At 64.9% G+C, this 15963-nt stretch carries 20 protein-coding genes and 3 pseudogenes; 3 read left to right on the plus strand and 20 right to left on the minus strand.

Translation table 11 applies throughout. The annotated features are described in order from the left end of the window. Positions 1-41: 41 nt before the first annotated feature. The 8 genes from BKK79_RS36075 to BKK79_RS36110 form a co-directional block, all read right to left on the minus strand. Positions 42-539 carry a lysozyme gene (locus BKK79_RS36075; protein WP_071040204.1) on the minus strand — a complete coding sequence of 166 codons (498 nt, stop codon included), beginning with the start codon at positions 537-539 and terminating at the stop codon, positions 42-44. Continuing rightward, positions 536-967 (minus strand): hypothetical protein, encoded by a 432-nt coding sequence (locus BKK79_RS36080; protein WP_071040205.1) that lies wholly within the window; start codon positions 965-967, stop codon positions 536-538. The genes BKK79_RS36075 and BKK79_RS36080 overlap by 4 nt, the downstream gene beginning before the upstream one ends. Before the next feature lie 84 nt (positions 968-1051). After that, positions 1052-1234, minus strand: a complete 183-nt coding sequence (locus tag BKK79_RS36085; RefSeq protein WP_071040206.1) for a hypothetical protein — start codon at positions 1232-1234, stop codon at positions 1052-1054. A 9-nt stretch (positions 1235-1243) separates the two neighbouring features. After that, positions 1244-2623, minus strand: a complete 1380-nt coding sequence (locus BKK79_RS41800) for a hypothetical protein (RefSeq protein WP_232346403.1) — start codon at positions 2621-2623, stop codon at positions 1244-1246. 56 nt (positions 2624-2679) lie between these two features. Further along, a complete protein-coding gene (locus BKK79_RS36095; protein WP_071040207.1) occupies positions 2680-3339 on the minus strand; it encodes a DUF2612 domain-containing protein in 660 nt (219 codons plus the stop codon). A 1-nt stretch (position 3340) separates the two neighbouring features. After that, positions 3341-4522 (minus strand): baseplate J/gp47 family protein, encoded by a 1182-nt coding sequence (locus tag BKK79_RS36100; protein ID WP_071040208.1) that lies wholly within the window; start codon positions 4520-4522, stop codon positions 3341-3343. Continuing rightward, the gene (locus BKK79_RS36105; protein ID WP_071040209.1) at positions 4522-4872 is read right to left on the minus strand and encodes a hypothetical protein; all 351 of its coding nucleotides are present in this window, start codon (positions 4870-4872) and stop codon (positions 4522-4524) included. Before BKK79_RS36105 ends, BKK79_RS36100 begins: the two co-directional genes overlap by 1 nt. A gap of 8 nt (positions 4873-4880) precedes the next feature. Then, positions 4881-5606 (minus strand): Gp138 family membrane-puncturing spike protein, encoded by a 726-nt coding sequence (locus tag BKK79_RS36110; protein WP_071040210.1) that lies wholly within the window; start codon positions 5604-5606, stop codon positions 4881-4883. 12 nt (positions 5607-5618) lie between these two features. Here BKK79_RS36110 and BKK79_RS36115 point away from each other — a divergent pair, with 12 nt between their 5' ends. Next, positions 5619-5999, plus strand: coding sequence for a hypothetical protein (locus tag BKK79_RS36115; protein ID WP_071040211.1), 381 nt, complete (start codon positions 5619-5621; stop codon positions 5997-5999). On the opposite strand, the gene BKK79_RS36120 is transcribed toward BKK79_RS36115, so the two are convergent. From BKK79_RS36120 to BKK79_RS39690, 4 genes are all read right to left on the minus strand, one after another. Next, entirely contained in the window at positions 5996-6976 is a 981-nt protein-coding gene (locus tag BKK79_RS36120; RefSeq protein ID WP_071040212.1) for a phage protein, read from the minus strand. The genes BKK79_RS36115 and BKK79_RS36120 overlap by 4 nt on opposite strands. A 362-nt stretch (positions 6977-7338) precedes the next feature. Next, on the minus strand, positions 7339-7761 hold the full coding sequence (locus BKK79_RS36125) for a hypothetical protein (RefSeq protein WP_198173376.1): 423 nt from the start codon (positions 7759-7761) through the stop codon (positions 7339-7341). Between the two features lie 47 nt (positions 7762-7808). Further along, positions 7809-8378: a hypothetical protein gene (locus BKK79_RS36130; RefSeq protein ID WP_071040213.1), complete on the minus strand. Its 570-nt coding sequence runs from the start codon at positions 8376-8378 to the stop codon at positions 7809-7811. A gap of 501 nt (positions 8379-8879) precedes the next feature. Continuing rightward, entirely contained in the window at positions 8880-9047 is a 168-nt protein-coding gene (locus tag BKK79_RS39690; RefSeq protein ID WP_084085590.1) for an Arc family DNA-binding protein, read from the minus strand. 96 nt (positions 9048-9143) lie between these two features. On the opposite strand from BKK79_RS39690, the gene BKK79_RS42430 reads away from it, so the two are divergent. Beyond that, on the plus strand, positions 9144-9341 hold the full coding sequence (locus BKK79_RS42430; protein WP_084085720.1) for an Arc family DNA-binding protein: 198 nt from the start codon (positions 9144-9146) through the stop codon (positions 9339-9341). A gap of 291 nt (positions 9342-9632) precedes the next feature. Continuing rightward, on the plus strand, positions 9633-9872 hold the full coding sequence (locus BKK79_RS40855) for a hypothetical protein (protein WP_157128613.1): 240 nt from the start codon (positions 9633-9635) through the stop codon (positions 9870-9872). Positions 9873-9914: 42 nt separating this feature from the next. Here BKK79_RS40855 and BKK79_RS36135 read toward each other — a convergent pair. The 8 genes and pseudogenes from BKK79_RS36135 to BKK79_RS42445 form a co-directional block, all read right to left on the minus strand. Beyond that, positions 9915-10224, minus strand: a pseudogene (locus BKK79_RS36135) (phage baseplate plug family protein). A 3-nt stretch (positions 10225-10227) separates the two neighbouring features. Beyond that, the gene (locus BKK79_RS42185; RefSeq protein WP_335582928.1) at positions 10228-10524 is read right to left on the minus strand and encodes a phage baseplate protein; all 297 of its coding nucleotides are present in this window, start codon (positions 10522-10524) and stop codon (positions 10228-10230) included. Positions 10525-10638: 114 nt separating this feature from the next. Then, the gene (locus BKK79_RS41810; RefSeq protein WP_232346410.1) at positions 10639-10785 is read right to left on the minus strand and encodes a hypothetical protein; all 147 of its coding nucleotides are present in this window, start codon (positions 10783-10785) and stop codon (positions 10639-10641) included. 1807 nt (positions 10786-12592) lie between these two features. Next, positions 12593-12700 carry a DUF6889 family protein gene (locus BKK79_RS42435; protein ID WP_442873313.1) on the minus strand — a complete coding sequence of 36 codons (108 nt, stop codon included), beginning with the start codon at positions 12698-12700 and terminating at the stop codon, positions 12593-12595. After that, positions 12658-13176 carry a phage tail assembly chaperone gene (locus BKK79_RS40860; protein ID WP_071040218.1) on the minus strand — a complete coding sequence of 173 codons (519 nt, stop codon included), beginning with the start codon at positions 13174-13176 and terminating at the stop codon, positions 12658-12660. Before BKK79_RS40860 ends, BKK79_RS42435 begins: the two co-directional genes overlap by 43 nt. A 2-nt stretch (positions 13177-13178) precedes the next feature. Then, complete coding sequence (locus tag BKK79_RS36155) at positions 13179-13619, minus strand: phage structural protein (protein ID WP_071040219.1); 441 nt, start codon at positions 13617-13619, stop codon at positions 13179-13181. 8 nt (positions 13620-13627) lie between these two features. Next, positions 13628-15442 (minus strand): annotated as a pseudogene (locus BKK79_RS42440) (DUF3383 domain-containing protein). 60 nt (positions 15443-15502) lie between these two features. Then, positions 15503-15962, minus strand: a pseudogene (locus BKK79_RS42445) (phage neck terminator protein); the annotation flags it as partial. Between the last annotated feature and the right edge of the window lies 1 nt (position 15963).

Raw genomic sequence — 15963 nt, forward strand, 5'->3', positions numbered from 1 at the left:
AAGCCCCGCAAGGCGGGGCTCTCAGGTGATGTGGGGACGGCTCAGACGGCGCGCCGGCCTTCGCAGTACTCGCGCGCCAGGGCGCGTCGATTGACTAGGCCGCGCACCGGCTTACCATTGACGTTGACCCACAGCGACAGCGCCGCGCAAGCGCCGGCCATGTCGCCGGCATTCGCCTTCCTGGCCATGCTGCTGCCACAGAAGGCGGAGACGCCGATGTTGTAGGCGGTGTCGACAAAGGCGACTTTCTGACCGTCAGTCAGCGGCGCGCGCACGCAGGCCATGACGCCCTCGGCATGCAGCTCCAGATCCTTGTCAAGCTGAGCCCGGCATTGGTCTGGCGTGTAGGTCTTGCCCCACTGAGCATCCTCGGTGGCGCCGGTGCAGTACGTCAGCACGCCCCCCATGTCTCGGTAGGTCGTCAGCACGGTCCCTTCGTTCTTGGGAACCACCACCAGCAGTGCAGCAGCGGCGACTGCGCCGACGATTGCGACCAGTCCGCGGCGAGGCTTCGTTTCGGGAGCGACAGGAGTCGTCATGGCGTCAGCTCCTGCCGGGCATCGGCCATCAGCTCACCGATGTCCTTGCCCCGGCGCTTCTCGAACCACCGCACGACGGCGCCGATCACCCACCAGGCCGGCAGGCCGGCGATGACCAGGAACGGCGCGCTGGCGTAGAGCACGCCGAATTCCGGCGGGACGCCGAAGGTCACGCCCATGGCACGCGCCGACGTGAACAGATCCGGCGCCTTGGCATTGACGTAGGCCACCAGCGCCGGGCCGAAGACGATCGACGCCAGGACGGACGAGACGAGCCGGGCGAACCCTTCCCGCTTCGTCTTCGGCCAGAGCACCATGAAGCCCAGCGCGGCTGCGACGGCGCCGGCGCCGATCTGCAGGCCGAAGAGTTTGGCGGTGGCGCTGACAGCTGCGCCGGTTGCGACGGTGCCGCTGATTGGTTCGGACATTTGACCCCCGAAAATGAAAAAGCCCGCTCGACGCGGGCATGAGAAGACCGCTTGGAGGCGGCTTGTGTCGTTCGAATCAGCCGGCTACTTGGTCGGCACCGGCATCCCAGACCGCGCCAACTCTGGCAGCGACTCATAGAATGCGGCCCACCGCGCGTCGCTCGCATCGACCTCGCCCAGGTTGGCGAACACCGAACTGTCTTGCGGGGACGCGAAGTACGACACGATCGTCGACTGCGTGCCGTCGGAGAATTGGACGTTGAGCATGGCGCCTTCCTAGATCGAATAGCCAGAGATGAACCCGTACAGCGTCCCGGAGCCGGAAACGTTGGTGAGTGTGTAGTAGATCGTTTGACTCACGAGAATCGGCAGGCCGCTAAAGGAATATGCCGCGCCCGCACCCGACGCGGGCGCGGTCGTACCGATGCGGATCGACCCCACGGATTGCGCATTGCCAACGAAGGAGGCATTGCTACCGCCATTCACCGTGTTGTTGTTGACGACCATGGTCCCGCGCACTGCTCGCGCGTTCGGAGGGACGATCGTACTGACGGAAACGGAGGTCGGCGTCGACGCAACCGTGGAGGTCGTCAGGATCGCCACTTCCGGGATCCACACCTCGCGATCGAGCTGGGCACCCGCTACGAGTTTCCCATTGCCATCCACTGGCCACACGGATACCAGCGCCGATGCGGTGTAGCCGGTCGGCATGTTCGCGCCCCCGTAGACGCTGGGGGCGACCGCAGAGGTCGCGTTGACCGCCAGTAGCGCGCTCGCCCCGGTGGATGGGTTGTAGATCGCGTAGAGCGCCACGTACCCATAGGCCGGCGCAGTGCCAGTGTCCATGCCGCCGGCCCCGGTGGCGGCTAGGTTGATGGTCTTGTTGAAGTTCGGCAGGCAGTAGCGCGCGCCGCCGAGTGCGGTCTCGACGATGATCTCGTCGGCCGTGAGCGCCGCCGTCGCAGAGGCCACGGCATTGTTCACCTTCAGATTGCGCGCCTGGCCAACGACGCCGGCCGCTTGCGCCACGGTCACAGCGTGATTACTCTGCGTCCCCTGGGTCACCTGTTGCGCGCCGCCCGTGCACTCCATCACGACCCAGGCGCCGTTCCCACCGTTGACGGTCGACGCGACGACGTACAGCAGGCATGCGACGCCCTTCGCAGGCAGCTCGCCGCCCTGAAGTGGCTGCAGACCGAGCCCCAGAATCGGCTTTGCGCCCAGTCCGTCGACGTTGAGCGTCGACGCGCCGGTGTTCGCGTTGGCGATCGACACGTCGAGCGTCAACCCGGACGACGTCGGGTAGGCCGAGAAGGCGGCCAGGTTGGCCACTACATAGGCGTTCGCCGCACCGGTGTCGGCCAGAACTGGATTCTGGCGCGCGGTCACCGAGATCGCCGTCGCCAGATTGGCCAGCAGCGTCGCGGTCGTGCCATCGTCGATGGCCGTCTGGCCGGTGTTGGCAACGATGAACTGCGCCAGGACCGCCGTCATGATGCTGCTCTGGCGCCAGACCTTGTTGAGCTGCGCCGAGGGCGCGACGCCGGCAGAAAAGCCGTTGGCGATCAGGGAGGTGAGCGCCGCGTACTGGGCCTGCGTCAGCACGTTGGCGCCCGCCCCTGCAGCGAAGGGCAGAAAGTCGTTCTGGATGGGCATTAGGGTTCCGGAAAAGAAATAGCCGCCCGAAGGCGGCTTGTGTGGCAGCAGTGAGGTCAGGCGGGGACCGCCCACGAGCCGGCGTCCATGCCGGCGATGTACTGGTTGGAAACGTCGAACCCGAAGAGCGGCGTATTGTTGGCGGACGGCACGACGTAGTTGGCAAGCACCCCTTCCGGCTTGAGCGGTAGGTAGCCGCCGGAGAACAGTGCGCGCAGCAGCGCGCTCGGGATCTCCCCCGACACACCCACCGTCATCGTCATGTCCTGGTTGTCCTGGATGAAGATGTTGCTGGCCGACCCAGCGAACAGGTTCGCGTAGGCGCCAGCGGCGCCGGGCACCGTTCCGTCCCAGCTATTCGCCGCGATCTTGGCGCGGATCAGCGTCCTGTACGTCCCGTCGTCGAGCGACGTCAGGCCGGTGCTGGGATCGAACGGCCCCTGCCAATTTCCCTGGTCGAAACCGAGCCCGACGGTGTCGAGCGAGAAGTAGACGTTCAGCGGCGTCCGGACCTGCCGCCTGATGCCGGCCCACAGGCCGACGGCGTCGAGCTGCACCCCGACGGCATTGTCCAGGTCGAACGCCGCCGGGATTGACTGCATGACATTGATCTGGTCGGAAAAGCACTGCGCGACCACGGCCACCATGGCCATGAACTTCGGCTTGTCCGCGTGCTGCGTGGTGATCAGCGCGGTGTAGTCGGATGCCTGTGCCATGTCATGTCGCCGTGATCGTCACGCTCGCAGGTGTCGCCTGGCCGGCGTGGTTGAAGGCCAGCGGCACGTCCGGCGCGCCGACGCCGCCGGGCCCGCTCAGCGTCAGCGACGTGATGCGGAACGTGCTGCTGCCAGCCACGGTCTTCGCGGCCGCCAGAGCGGAATCCCATTCAACGAAGCCACTTGGCGCGCCGCCGATCACCACCGAGTTGATGTATGCGGCCACCGCGGCCTGGATCGCCGCGCCGACGGTCGACGTGTAGCCGGCCAGCGCCTTCAACGTGATCGCGCAGGTGATGGCGTCGTACGTCGGCCGGTAGAAGCTGATCGGGTGGGCGATGCCGTAGGCATCCGTCACGTAGATGGTCGTCGTACCGTAGGTGCCACAGCCAGGCCCCTTCTTGGCGGCGATGGCCTGGGCGATTGCCGTGGCGTCGCCGCCCTCCACCACCAGGTAGATCTTGTTGGCGGGAATGCCATTGGCATCGACGACGCTCGTGTCGTTCTCATAGGGCGTCATGCGGGTCACGCCTGGCACCGCCCACACCGCCCCGACCGTCCCCTCCAGGACCGTCCGCGACGGCAGCGCCGTCGACGTGGCCTGTCGCGCCTTCAGCTGGGAATCGGCTTCGACTGGCTCGCCGGCTTGGGCGGCACTCGCGTTGGTGACCGACTGCCAACCCAGTGTCGGCGTCGCGATCTGGTTGACCGCGCCGACCCCAGCCTGCACCGCGCCGGCCGTCTGGCAGGTCGCCGTCACGGTGATGGTGCCGCTCGGCGGGATCGTTACCGCCGTCGGCAGCGCCCACTTGTTGCCATTGGCGTCTTGCGTCACGCCATTGGTGATCACGGTGCCCGCCACGCCGACGATGATCTGGTCGACCGTCGAGTTGCTCGGCGTATTGCGCCGCAGGCCGTTGATCTTGACTACGCTGGACAGGTTCGCGCCCTGCGCCGTGGCCGGCGAGAAACCGTTGTAGGTAGAGATCGCGGCCGAGTTCGCGTCGTTGATGCACGAGGCGAACACCGCCAGCATCTGTCCATCCTGGCTGTCCTCCTCCAGGTAGGTGTCTTGTCCATAGATGCCCTGGTACTTCGACTTGAGGTAGCCAAGCACGTCGGCGTAGGTCGGCGCCGTGATGCCGCTTTCGTCGATCGTCGGCGCGGTCGTCGTGATGGTCATTAGAGCGTCACCTGCACCGGGGTGGTGCCGTAGATGGTATTGATCGTGACCGAGACGGTCAGCGTGCGCGCCTCGCTGTCCACCGTGCTCGAGTAATCCGTGATCGCCTGCACGCCCTGCGTGCCGAGAACGCGCTGCCGGATCGTGGCGTCATACGTGCCGCCGGCGTACTTGCCCAGCACCTGGTTCCAAGGTGTGCCGGCGGTTGTGTCCAGGAACCATTCGCCCTGCCACAGCCGCAGGCGCGTCACGACTGCTTGGGCGACCGCGTCGGGGCTGTTCACGTAGAAGTCCGCCTGCTGGTTGCCGAAGACGTAGTCGCCGTCGGCGTCGAGTTTCCGGTATCGCATGCGGACTCCTAGGCCACCGGGCCGGATGTGTCGGTGCCGTGCTGTACGCCCGTGTGCTCGTGCGTCTCGTCGATACGCCGGCCGTTCGCCCAGACCTGGCCCGTGAACTGCGTCTTGCCGCTAATCGAAAAGGCAGTCGGCGCGCCCTCGGCGTTCTCCACCGTCATCACCCCCGTGACCGTCACGGTCGGCGTGTCGAGCACCATGCCGCCCGGCGCCTTGACCTTCACGACCTGCCCGGCCGGGTCCAGGTCCACGTAGGTGGCGCCGTCGTCGCTGCGCAGCTGGGTGGTGCTGGTGCTCACGCTGGCGAGCGCGCGCGGCTTCGACCGGAAGCCCAGCAGCACGAACCCGTCCGACAGGTCGTGCATGCGCAGCTCGGCTTGTTCCTGAATACCGCCCGACTGCCACCAGGCGTCGATGCACCGACTACTGAAAACGACCAGTGCCTCGTCGCCCGGGGCCACCGGGAACGTGAGCGTACAATTCCCACCTGATGGGAATTGCACCGGGCAATCCACTAGCAGCGGCAGTGCCACGCTGGTGATCGTGCCGTCGGCGCCACGGATCGGGATCTTGATGGCCGGCTGCACGGTCGCGGTTGGCGGCCGGTCGGCGGAAGCCTCGAAGGACTGGATGATGCCGGGCATCGCCGTCCAGAGACCGCTTCGCAGCCCGTCGAAGGCCGCCCGCATGGCGGTCTCCTGATCGTCCGATCGTTGTCGTCTATCCATGGTGAGGTCTGAATGAGGAAGCTTGCGTTCGCTGTGGCCGCGCTGGTCGCGCTGCCGGTTTTGGCCGAGGAGGCCTTGATCACGCCCAGCGGCGAGTCCGCCGTAGGGCAACAGACGCGCCTGGAAAGCAAAGGGATCTTTTATCTGAAGCGAAAGTGCGATCTGCCCTTGGTCAATGCCAAGGACATGCGGCGCTTCATGTTCTATCGGGGCAAGGACGGCCCCAACGAGGTTGGCTGCTGGGGGATGACCATCGAAAACATGCTGTTCACCGTCGTGCCGCATGCCGAATCATTCACAGCCCCCCTTGAAGCCCTGCACAAAGCCGATGTGCGGGAAGACGGCTCGGCAACGATCACAGCGCTCTCCGCCAACGCGCGCAAGAAGCGCTAGACCCACGATTTGATCGCGTTCGGGACGGGCGCGGTTACACCCATTGTCGAGCTATTTTCAAGTTGAAAGGTCGGTATCGCCGTCCCATCCGCTGCGATGCACAGCACTTCGGTGTGCCATGCATTGCCGCGGGTGTCACCGACGTGATCGGCCCGCATCACATAGTAAAAGCCGGCGCCCTGCAGCCCGTTCTGCTGCTGAATGCGCGCGTTGTCCACCTGCTCGGCCCGCGACAGGCCGTACTCGTACTGCTGGATAGTCGAGTTGTCGAGTTCAATGATCTGGCCGATCTTGATGCTGGGGTTTAGCAGCATGCGGAACGACACTCCGTTACGCGTCTGCTCGGGGAAACCGACCAGGCCGCTGCTGGGGGTAATCTTCGGGATCGCGCCCGGAATGTAGGCCGTCTCCGGGTACATGTTCAGCTTCCCGTCCTGAATCGACCAGACGCTCGACGTCGTCTTGGCCGCCAGCCGCAGGAAGTCCTTGGCCATCCCGAACATCACCTTGCCGCGCGGCAGCGGCTTGCCAACCGCAGGCGCGATGTAGCCTGTTCCGACGCCATAGTTTTCCATCGACCTGAGGCACACATTGACGTGGTCATCGGTCGTGGAGCCCGCCGCAAGCGTTGCGCTCACGACGCTGAAATTGTACGGCCGGTCTCCATCAGCGCACGTGAGATGCAAGCAGCTGTCGGTGACATTCTCGCGGCCGTACCGGGCTTGAATCAATGTTCCGTCGAATACGATCCCGTAGTTTCCCTCGTAGCCAGCCTGCACCACCACGCGCGTGAACTCATCGCGCACGCGGTTGGCTGTCTCCGGCGCCACGTTGTAGACGCGGATGCGGGCTGAGTTCGGGGTCTGCATGTCCCCCCGCCGGATGTCGAACTGGAAGCGCAGCGACGACAGGTCGATGGCCTTGCCGCCGTCCTCGCCGATGATGAGGGAAGCCTTGCGGAGGTACTGCTGCGTCATTCGAGTCCCCTATGAAAACGGCTCCCCGAAGGGAGCCGCCGTACTGCCCATACCGCACCGCGCCGAACCGGGCCGAGGCAGGCCGGACCTAACCAAAGCTTGCCGCGCCACGCCGGTGCCATATGATGCGCAAGCGCACCGGGAGGACGGCTCAGAGAACCGCCTACCCGCTGCATTCGCAGCCCACGCCATACCCGACCAAGTCTTGCGTTGCCGTTCCGGGGCCTGCCGGACCTTACCAAACCGTGTCGAGCCTTAGATGGCTTTCACCATCGAAGTGCGCCCTCGTCGAAGGCGCACCCCGCTGTTGACAGCCCATGTCTTACCAGGCCCCGCCGGGCCGTGCCTAGCCTAAGCCAGCCCTACTCCAACGCCCCGCGCTGCATCCCGCGCAGCATGGACAGCTTCGCGATCGCGTCGGTGTTCTCTTTCCGCTCGGTGTCGGACAGCTCATCCAACCGAACATTCTTGAGCGTGGTGGCCGCCCGGCGGAAAGCCTTGGTGGCCTCGCGTTCGAACTTCTCCTGTGCGGCCGCCGTCTGCTCGCGCGCCGGCACCACGCGATAGCCGCGCCCGTGCACGCTCTGCAGGAAGATCTGATGCTTCTCCAGCAACTGCGCCCGGAAGGCTTCGAGGTTGCGCAGCCATGCGAACTGGCGATCCTGGAACGCCGCCGGCGTCAGCACGTCGTCATCGTCCAGCGCCTTCATCCCGAAGCGCTCTTCCAGCCAGGAATGCGGCAGGATGTCGCCATCGGAAATGCCCGCGTCGATGAAGTCCTTCACGGCCTGGCGCCACACCGGATAGAGAGTGATTTCGCTCATGATCACCCTCACGCGTAACGAACGCTGAACCGCCCAAATCGGGGCCGGTACTCGCAGACGCCGATCAACGCGCCTGCGTCGGCGATTGCCTTGCGCACCTCCTCCTCGTTCAGCACGTCCGGGTTGAAGGCCAGTTCCAGTTCGCAAGCCCACTCGATGAAGAACGGCCTGTACCGCATCACCTTGGCGGTGCCCACCTTCACACCGCGGCAGTCGACGAAGCGAGGATCGCACCAGATCGCCTCCGGCTCGCTCGGGCCGTCATACAACAGCTTCGCCTTGTCCGTCAGCACGACCGCGCCGCGCTTCCAGTGCGTGCCGAGCTTCTGCAGCTTGGCGCCAGCGAGGAACGTCGCGTCGAAGTTCTGCCCCGGGACGAACACGCCGTCGCGCTCGCTCCAGTACAGCCCAGCCAGGAACTCGGACCGCGCAATGGCGACGTGGTCCTCGTCGGTCTTCTTGCGCTTGGCGGTCAGCGCCTTGTGCGCCTTCGTCTCCGGCAGCAGCGGGTTCGCCAGGCGGTCGCTGTGCATCATCAGGGGCGAGGTGCCCACGATCTTGAGCTTGAGGAGTTCCATCACCGAGCTCCCTTCGTGGCGGCACGACGCTCGGCCCGGTTGCCATTCTTCTGTTCCGGCAGACTACTCGGCGGCAGAAGGACCTCGATCGCCGAGGCATTGAACCAGTGGGGCCTGTTCTGCCAGACAGGGAAGTCCCGCGCAAAGTCGACAGGGATCGTTCTCATGCTGCCACCCCGCGCATCTTGCTGATGACCTGGTCAGTCCAGTAGTCAACGTTTGCAGTTCAGGTTGTCGGAGATCCACTGGCCGCAGTTGGCCAGTTCAACGACCGTCTTCGTCATATCGGGGCGCGGTGCCAGCTCCGAGATCGCGGCGAAGATCGCCTTCATGAATCGGCTTTCCTCTGAGAGGACGTCGCTGGCGAACTGCACCCTCCCCTTGGCGTCGGGATTGCATTCCCGGTCTTGCGTGCTAAGATCCATTTCGATGTGTTCCTTTTCCGAGGGTCACTTCAAATCCGACGCCTCAGCAGCTGCAACTGCTGGGGCGTTTTCCATTTCAGGCTGCGTTCTTCGCCGCCTCTTCGCGCTGACGGCTCTCCTGCAGCCGCATGACCACTTCGCTGTTGAACGAGCGCCCATTGTCGATAGCCTTGTGCTTGAGCCAGTTCTTCAGATCAACCGGCAGTCGCACCGGCGACGACGCCAAGTCTCGCGATCCCTTCATCACCTTCTCCGCTATTTGAAGCACCGTGCTTCATTGATGCCAATGTAGTACCGTGCTTCATTGATGTCAAGCACCGTGATGCATTATTCTCTGCACATGGCTAGAAGTGACCCCCAAGTAAATCTCCGCATGCCGGCCGATCTCAAGGACCGCCTCGAACAGGCGTCGCGAGACGCGGGCCGCTCTCTCACGTCGGAGATCGTCAACCGCCTTGAGCGGTCGTTCGGGGCAACGCAGACGGCAGAGGCATCCCCCCAACGTCAAGGACATTCGCACCGGCGAGCTCATTTCTGAGTTGATGGACCGCTACCCGCCAGGCCTGATTTCCATACGGATCGGCCGAGGCGCTACAGACGACGACGAAGAGGACTGACCCCTCCGAACCGCATGGAACCAAGCAGCCTGATCTAAGCTTTCCTCACGATCGCCATGACGCTACTGAGCAATTGGATCGTCGTCCCTCTGGCTGCGGCCATACTGCTCGCGCTGCTCCACCGGGCGCGCAGTAGAAGACAACGCGAACGCACCGTCGAACCACCCCCTCCCGTCGCTCTCAAGAGGGTGCAGCGCCCCCGAACAAAGGGCATGAGCCCAGAAGAACGCGAAGTCGCACAGCAGCGCTTTGCCACTGAAGTTAGGAAAAATCACATCGCGGCCTTCGAAAGAGACAAGGCCAATGCCCTGGCCATCGGCTCAAAGCAGTACATCTGGCGTTCATGCGGGATGGGGATGTTTGCCCCATCTGCAAAAAGAACGATGGCAAGAGATTCTCCTGGCATAAGGCGCCGCCTCACGGCCACCCTGGATATGCGCATGCGCCAATGATGGGTATTGCAGATGCAACGCCGAACCAGTGTTGCCGAAGCACTAACTGGTGACCCAGAACACATGGCTGCCGACACCCAGATCATCGAACGTCGGCACATCGTCCGACTCTCAGTCCCTGCACCCACAGGCTGCCGGCGAACCCTAGATAGCGGTACTGGCGCGAGCAAGTCCGCCCCCGTCGTCAGCGGCACCCTGACAGTAGTCGGTTGCCGCTCGCGTCTGCGATGTCCAGCACCCAGCCAGCATCACCCACGGCGCGATATTGCAGCGTGAGGCGATAGTCCACGCCGCCCAGCGTGATGAGGAATGTCTGCGGCGTCGGGGAAAGCGGCACCTCATAGATGTTCATGGGCTACCCCACTGCGTCGACGGCACCGCGCCGCCCGGCACCGGGGTTCCCAGGAATCGCCGCCTTTGTCCCCGCGTTCTGGCATCTCGGCGGTCTTCTCCGGGCTGACCTGGTTCTCGCTCGGCGGAAGCGTCGTCTCCGCGGTATCGACGATGTTACTTCGCGCAGCGTAGCCTTGACGATCAGCACCGCGAACGTCTTGGCATCCGTGACCGTGGTCAGCCCCGTGAGCAGCATGTTGTTGTACACGCGCCTGGTGGTGACCACGTCGAAGGGCTTGCGCGACTGCTGCAGCGCCAACAGCTGGCTGTAGACGCCGGAGACGTAATCGGCATTCGCCGCCCCGCGGCGAACTGGACTTGGGTGTTGGCGAGCAGCGCTCTCAGGTCCGAGTTCGACAACCGCACTGCATGATCAGCTCGGCCGGCCGGCGGAAGGCGTGATCCGTAATCGGGCGCCGCGCGCAACGGGGTGTTCCGTCACCTCCAGCTCGTCGATGGCCGTCTCTTCGATCGATACCGTGATCGTGATATTTCCGATCTGCTTGCTGGTGACGAGCACATGTCAAGGAAACTCATGACGATGCACTCTCGAAGTTGCGGAACAGTTCCTCGTTCACGTCCCCCTGGGCGCTGGGCGACCTCTGTAGCCACGCGCGCCGGATTAGACGCCCCGATCACCTTGATCTCAGTCTTTCTGCTCAAATTCACCGTCTGCGGTTTCGCCGTCTCTCGCCAACAGCCCACCTCGCGCGCCCGCGATGTCCCTTCCAGACAGAGTAGCGGCACGCGTATTCGAAAGCGCTGCGTTCCATCTGCTCGACGGTGATCGAGGACTTGTTGCTGCCGACCCCGTCGTAGTAACTGCGGCCGGTCGCGGGATTGGCGACACTCGCCCACTCTTTGGCGGCAGCTCCGATGGCCTCCATTAGGCTCGATCCCTTCCCTGTGAGGGTAGTTTCCGATGGCGCTGCGTTTGCTCGTGACGAGGTACTCGAAGATGCCGGTCCTGCAGCGTCCTTCCCGAACTTCTCGGAACCGCCCAGCCCCATCTTCCTGGCCGCCTCCAGGAGCGGTCCTTCACGACCTGATACCGCCCCGCCGCATTGAATCTGCCCTCACGCTGGGCTTCATGACCTCGTCCAGGGTCATTTCTCCAGGTCGGCGGTGCCGGCCCGGTACCCTCCGCGCTTGCCCAGGTTCACGCTGTTGTAGTCGCCTTCGCCCTTCGCGATAAGCCGACCGAACTCCGATGACGCCAGCTGCGAACCAGTGCTGATCGTGGGGCCCTTGTCGCGCCGCTTGGCGAGCTCTTCGGCTTCGCCTCGTTGGTGGCCGGCGGCTATAGAGCATCAGGCCCGCACCCCCAAAGAGTCGGCCGAACCACGGCAGCACCCGGCTCAGGACGCCGGCGCTTGTGGCCGCCCCACCGGCGCAGTGCCGCCCGCTGCGCTTGCCGCGGCACCGGCAGCATTTCCGGCCGCGCCGCCGGCCGCAGCCGCCGCAGCACCGGTGCCGGTGCCAGCAGAACCGCCAAAGCGCGGCGCCGACTGCGCTTTGGACGGCCGACTTCGCGGCAAAGTAGGCAAGCACGCTGCCCGACCACGCCGAGTCCCGTACCAGCCGCCCACTTCCCGGTGGGGCCGAGCGTACCCTCGATGTTCCCGTGAAGTCGCGCCACTGCTTCATCAGGCCGTGGCCTTGTCGGACTGGCTGTCGATACCGCTGCGCTGGAAGTTCTCGTGCGACTTTCTCGAACTCCTTCCAGTACTCGGGGTTCCGCATGCCCAGCAGATGGGTTTCGTTGATGCCGAGTTCGCTGCCGTAGCTCTGCGCCAGCCACTGCGGGCGCTTCGCCAGCTCCTTGCCGAGGTCGTTGACGATGTCGACGGTGTCGCGCAGCTCACCGTTCGCCTTCCGGTCTGTACCCCAGGCCCTGGATGAAGGACTCGCCCCCGGGTTGTTGCGCATGAAGCGCGCCACCCCTTCCACGCTGCTCAGGCCTCGTTCGCAGAAACGCCCACGTCCTTGGCGGCATTGGCCATCGCGCGGAGATTGCTGGCCGAGGCGCCAACACGGCGGGAAGCGAAGTGCAGGTCTTCCAGCTTGCCGGCGAAATCCAGGGCGCCGCGACTGGACCATCGCCCCGACGGCCAGGAAGCTCGCGCCGAAACCGCAGAATGGCTTGCCGGCCTCCTGATTCGCCTTGGTCGAGCTTCTCAGTCTGCTTGGTCGCGTCCTCGACGCCGTCCTTGAACTTCTTCTGGCCGGCCTCGTCGATTCGAAATCCCAACCGACCAGGAACTCGCGGATTGTGCTGCTATCGGCCATGCTGCACTCTCTGTCGTCGTTCGGCTTCCGCCTGGTTATCAGCCCTCCACCTGCAGCGAGTCGTTCATCAGCGCGACATCGGCGAGGCCGAGCGTGCCATCGATCAGTGACTCATACCGGCAGAGGCCAGCATGGACTGGAGCCAGGAGCCAGTCTTCCTCTCCGGGGAGGCTTCGGAGCCAGCTTGCGTCTCCTCCAGACCCTCCAGCTGGCTCATATCGAGGTCTGGCATAAAAGGCCCCAGGTTCACCACCAGCACCTTCGTGACGAGCTGCAGCAGCCCCGGCAATTCGATGTCGTCGAACATCACGCCGCCGCCCTGCACGAACACCGGTGCCCAGTTGTTCATCTGGTTGCGCTGCACGACCGCCAGGCACGCGTTCATCACGTACTCGACATCCGCGTCCTTCATGGCTGCGACCACATCGAGAACGGGCTGGATGTCGGCGACCACCTGCGGCAACGCCTCGTTCAAGGGCCCGTCGACCTTGGTGAGCTGCAAGTAGGCCGTGACGATCGGGGCCAGCACCGGCGCCAAGCGCCGGCTCACATGGAATTGCGTCATCGCCGCCATGCGCCCGATCGAGTAGCGGACGCCCTTCAGTTCGATCTCGTTTGCCATTTTCAATAGGTGCCAAGCACCGAGTCGATCTTGATGCAGTCGAACACCCATTCGATGATGTCGCCGTCCTTGGCGTACTTCATGTTGGGCTTCTTCTTGAAGGCGCATTCGCGCGCGACATGCAGGTCGCCCACCGCGGTGTTCGAGATCGTGATGATGTTCTTGCCCCAGAGCGCTGCGCTCAGCGACTGCGCGTCGTAAGCGACCATCAGCTTCTGGTTCATCGGGCTGGTCTTGAGCAGCCGCACCGTCATCTGGCCGGACTTGTCGGCATGCAGGCTGTGCATGCCCTCCCCATCCGCGGCGACCGTCATGGTGTTCTTGTCGCCGGCCGCCGCCACGTCGATGCCCTCCTCGGCGACGGCGGACCCGTAACCGAGCGAGATCGCGCCGGTCGGGCCGACGAGCGTCGCGGAGACGTCTTTGAAGCTATACGAGGCCATGGTTCACCTTAGCGTTGGACATTCACGGTCAGCGAGATCGAGTGGATCGCGCCGGCTTCCAGGGCTGCGACCTGGAACGGGACGGACTTGCGGGCCTGGCGGTCCGACGTCGACTGGGACGAGATCGGCGGCGTGTAGACGTAGTAGCCCTTCGACAGCGTGTCGCCCTGGTTCAGGGCGCCGAAACCGGCCTGGTTCCAGACCCCCGCCGCCAGATAGCCGTTGTTCACTGCGGCGGCGCACGACGACTCGATGGTCGTGGCCAGCACCTGGTTGCCAGCATCGGTCTGCGGGATCTTCGTCGGGCTGGTGTACAGCGCGTTGTACAGGTCGGTCTGCACCCGGTTGCGGAACCAGATCGCGTTGTAGATCGAGTCGATGAAGATCCCGCTCGGCGTGACGCCGTTCTGGATGATCGCGGTGCTGTTGTCGTAGTTGACGTAGTAGTTGTAGTTCTTGGCGTCCAGGGCGTTGGCCTGGTCGTGTTCAGCGACTCGGCCACCACCCCCGGCTCGGTCTTGTACATCAGGGTGATGGTCGTCCGGTTGCCGTTGAAGTTCACGGTCAACAGACGGCCCAGCAGCGACGCGGCCGCGTACGGGCTGGTGCTCGACCACTGCGGGAAGCTGTACTTGTAGCCGAGCTGCTTGAGCAGGTAGCCGATGTCCGAGGTCTGCGTCGGGTCGACCGCCGCGGCTTCCTGCGAGGTCACCGCATACAGGTGGGCCTGGTCGGCCTCCACGAAGGCGGCCACCGCCAGATGCTGCGTGTTGGTGACCGTGGTGTCGGCGAACGTGATGCCCAGGAACTGGCGGCCGAAGTTGGTCACCATGGCGTTCACCGCGTCGACCGGCTGCTCGGCGGCCACGCCGTTGACCGGCGCCGACGCGACGCCGGTGGTCAGCCCAGCAGCGCCGAGACGTCGGTGCCCACTGCCGGCGACGTGGCGTAGGTGATCGTCGAGGCGTTCACGCCGCCGGACAGCGTCGCGCCGGACAGGGTGATGTTCGTCGAGGACTTGGCCAGGGTGAAGCTGTTTCCGGCGGTGCCCAGCGCGCCGTAGGTGACCGTCACCACGCCCAGCGTCGTCGAGTACCGCGCCTTGCTGAGGTTGACGTCGGCGGACGCCTGCAGGAAGGCCTGCAGGTTGGCGGCGGTCTGCGCGGCGGTCGTGCCCAGCAGCACCTGGTTGGCGGTCGGGTTGGCGCTCACGAAGGTGACGACCGTGCCACCGATGGTAACCGTGTCGTTGGCGGCCGGATTGCCCGTCAGCGTGATGGTGCCGCCGGCGGCCGTGCCGCGCCGGCCGACGCGCTGGTGACCTCGAAGCGGCTGTAGTTCGCGTTCCAGACGCAGCTGGCGGCCGCGCCGAGGGCGGTCGAAATCACGGACGCCACGCCGTTCAGGTTCGTCTGCGCGGTGAAATCCAGCCCGGTGACGGTCTTGAGGGTGCCGTCGACCGTGACGTTGAACCCGCCGTTCGAGATGACGGTCCAGTTCGCCATGGCCTGGGCGGCAGCGGCCAGCAAGCCGCCCTTGAGCTTGGCCGACGTGGCGGTCTTCGCCCAGCGGCCCACCAGCAGCGATTGCGGCTGAGGGGTCTGGTTGAAGTACAGCGCGGCCGCTTGGTATTCCGGCGCACTCAGACCGAAGTCGGTGCCGACGGCCGCGGCGGACGCATAGGCCCGGAACCGCTCGCCCGGGTCGATGACCGAAGACGCGCCCATCACGAGGCCCGTGTTCAGATTCGCGCCCTGGGCCGCCTGCGGCGACATGTTGATCGTGACGTTGATAAGCCGCGAGACCGGCAGAGTATTCGGCATGGACCGCTCCAAATGCAGAAAGCCCGCGCGCGCGGGCTTGTCGAAGGGGTGAATCGGGAATTACGGGGTGACGCTGACTGGCGCCGTGGTGGTGGGCGTCTGCACCTCCACACCGGCGGACTTGACGTTCAGCACGGCGTAGGTGCGCGTGATCTTGCGGCGGAAGCTCAGCACGACGTCATAGCGCCGAACCCACTGCTCGCTGAGCAGATCCGGCGCGCCGCGGATCGAGCCCTCAGCGACCGACCGACTGCATGTCGTTGGCCTTGAGCTGTTCGAGGTTCTGCGGGATGCCGAGGCCGTCCACCAGCTGCTGCGCGTACTGCTTGGCGGGGGCCGTAGAACGACGCCAGGACGTCGATCTCCTGATGGCGCACCGAGGTGTCGCTACCCTCGCCGGCCGGATCATGCGAGATCGCCGGGCCGGCGTCCGACGTCTGCACCGTGATGCGAGCGCGCACCAGTTGACCGACGGCTCGGGCTGCTTCGGCACCGTCGGTTGCCAGCGCGGGCGAACCATG

It is taken from the genome of Cupriavidus sp. USMAA2-4 (genome assembly GCF_001854305.1).
In the GTDB taxonomy this organism is placed as follows: Bacteria; Pseudomonadota; Gammaproteobacteria; order Burkholderiales; family Burkholderiaceae; genus Cupriavidus; species Cupriavidus malaysiensis.

Bases quoted from the DNA above. Each gene is read 5' to 3' on its own strand.
- BKK79_RS36110 (WP_071040210.1), bottom strand. From the start codon at position 5,606: ATGGATAGACGACAACGATCGGACGATCAGGAGACCGCCATGCGGGCG.
- BKK79_RS36115 (WP_071040211.1), top strand. From the start codon at position 5,619: ATGAGGAAGCTTGCGTTCGCTGTGGCCGCGCTGGTCGCGCTGCCGGTT.
- BKK79_RS36085 (WP_071040206.1), bottom strand. From the start codon at position 1,234: ATGCTCAACGTCCAATTCTCCGACGGCACGCAGTCGACGATCGTGTCG.
- BKK79_RS36075 (WP_071040204.1), bottom strand. From the start codon at position 539: ATGACGACTCCTGTCGCTCCCGAAACGAAGCCTCGCCGCGGACTGGTC.
- BKK79_RS36095 (WP_071040207.1), bottom strand. From the start codon at position 3,339: ATGGCACAGGCATCCGACTACACCGCGCTGATCACCACGCAGCACGCG.
- BKK79_RS36120 (WP_071040212.1), bottom strand. From the start codon at position 6,976: ATGACGCAGCAGTACCTCCGCAAGGCTTCCCTCATCATCGGCGAGGAC.
- BKK79_RS36080 (WP_071040205.1), bottom strand. From the start codon at position 967: ATGTCCGAACCAATCAGCGGCACCGTCGCAACCGGCGCAGCTGTCAGC.
- BKK79_RS40855 (WP_157128613.1), top strand. From the start codon at position 9,633: ATGAGCCCAGAAGAACGCGAAGTCGCACAGCAGCGCTTTGCCACTGAA.
- BKK79_RS36155 (WP_071040219.1), bottom strand. From the start codon at position 13,619: ATGGCCTCGTATAGCTTCAAAGACGTCTCCGCGACGCTCGTCGGCCCG.
- BKK79_RS40860 (WP_071040218.1), bottom strand. From the start codon at position 13,176: ATGGCAAACGAGATCGAACTGAAGGGCGTCCGCTACTCGATCGGGCGC.
- BKK79_RS39690 (WP_084085590.1), bottom strand. From the start codon at position 9,047: ATGAAGGGATCGCGAGACTTGGCGTCGTCGCCGGTGCGACTGCCGGTT.
- BKK79_RS36100 (WP_071040208.1), bottom strand. From the start codon at position 4,522: ATGACCATCACGACGACCGCGCCGACGATCGACGAAAGCGGCATCACG.
- BKK79_RS41800 (WP_232346403.1), bottom strand. From the start codon at position 2,623: ATGCCCATCCAGAACGACTTTCTGCCCTTCGCTGCAGGGGCGGGCGCC.
- BKK79_RS36105 (WP_071040209.1), bottom strand. From the start codon at position 4,872: ATGCGATACCGGAAACTCGACGCCGACGGCGACTACGTCTTCGGCAAC.
- BKK79_RS42430 (WP_084085720.1), top strand. From the start codon at position 9,144: ATGGCTAGAAGTGACCCCCAAGTAAATCTCCGCATGCCGGCCGATCTC.
- BKK79_RS36130 (WP_071040213.1), bottom strand. From the start codon at position 8,378: ATGGAACTCCTCAAGCTCAAGATCGTGGGCACCTCGCCCCTGATGATG.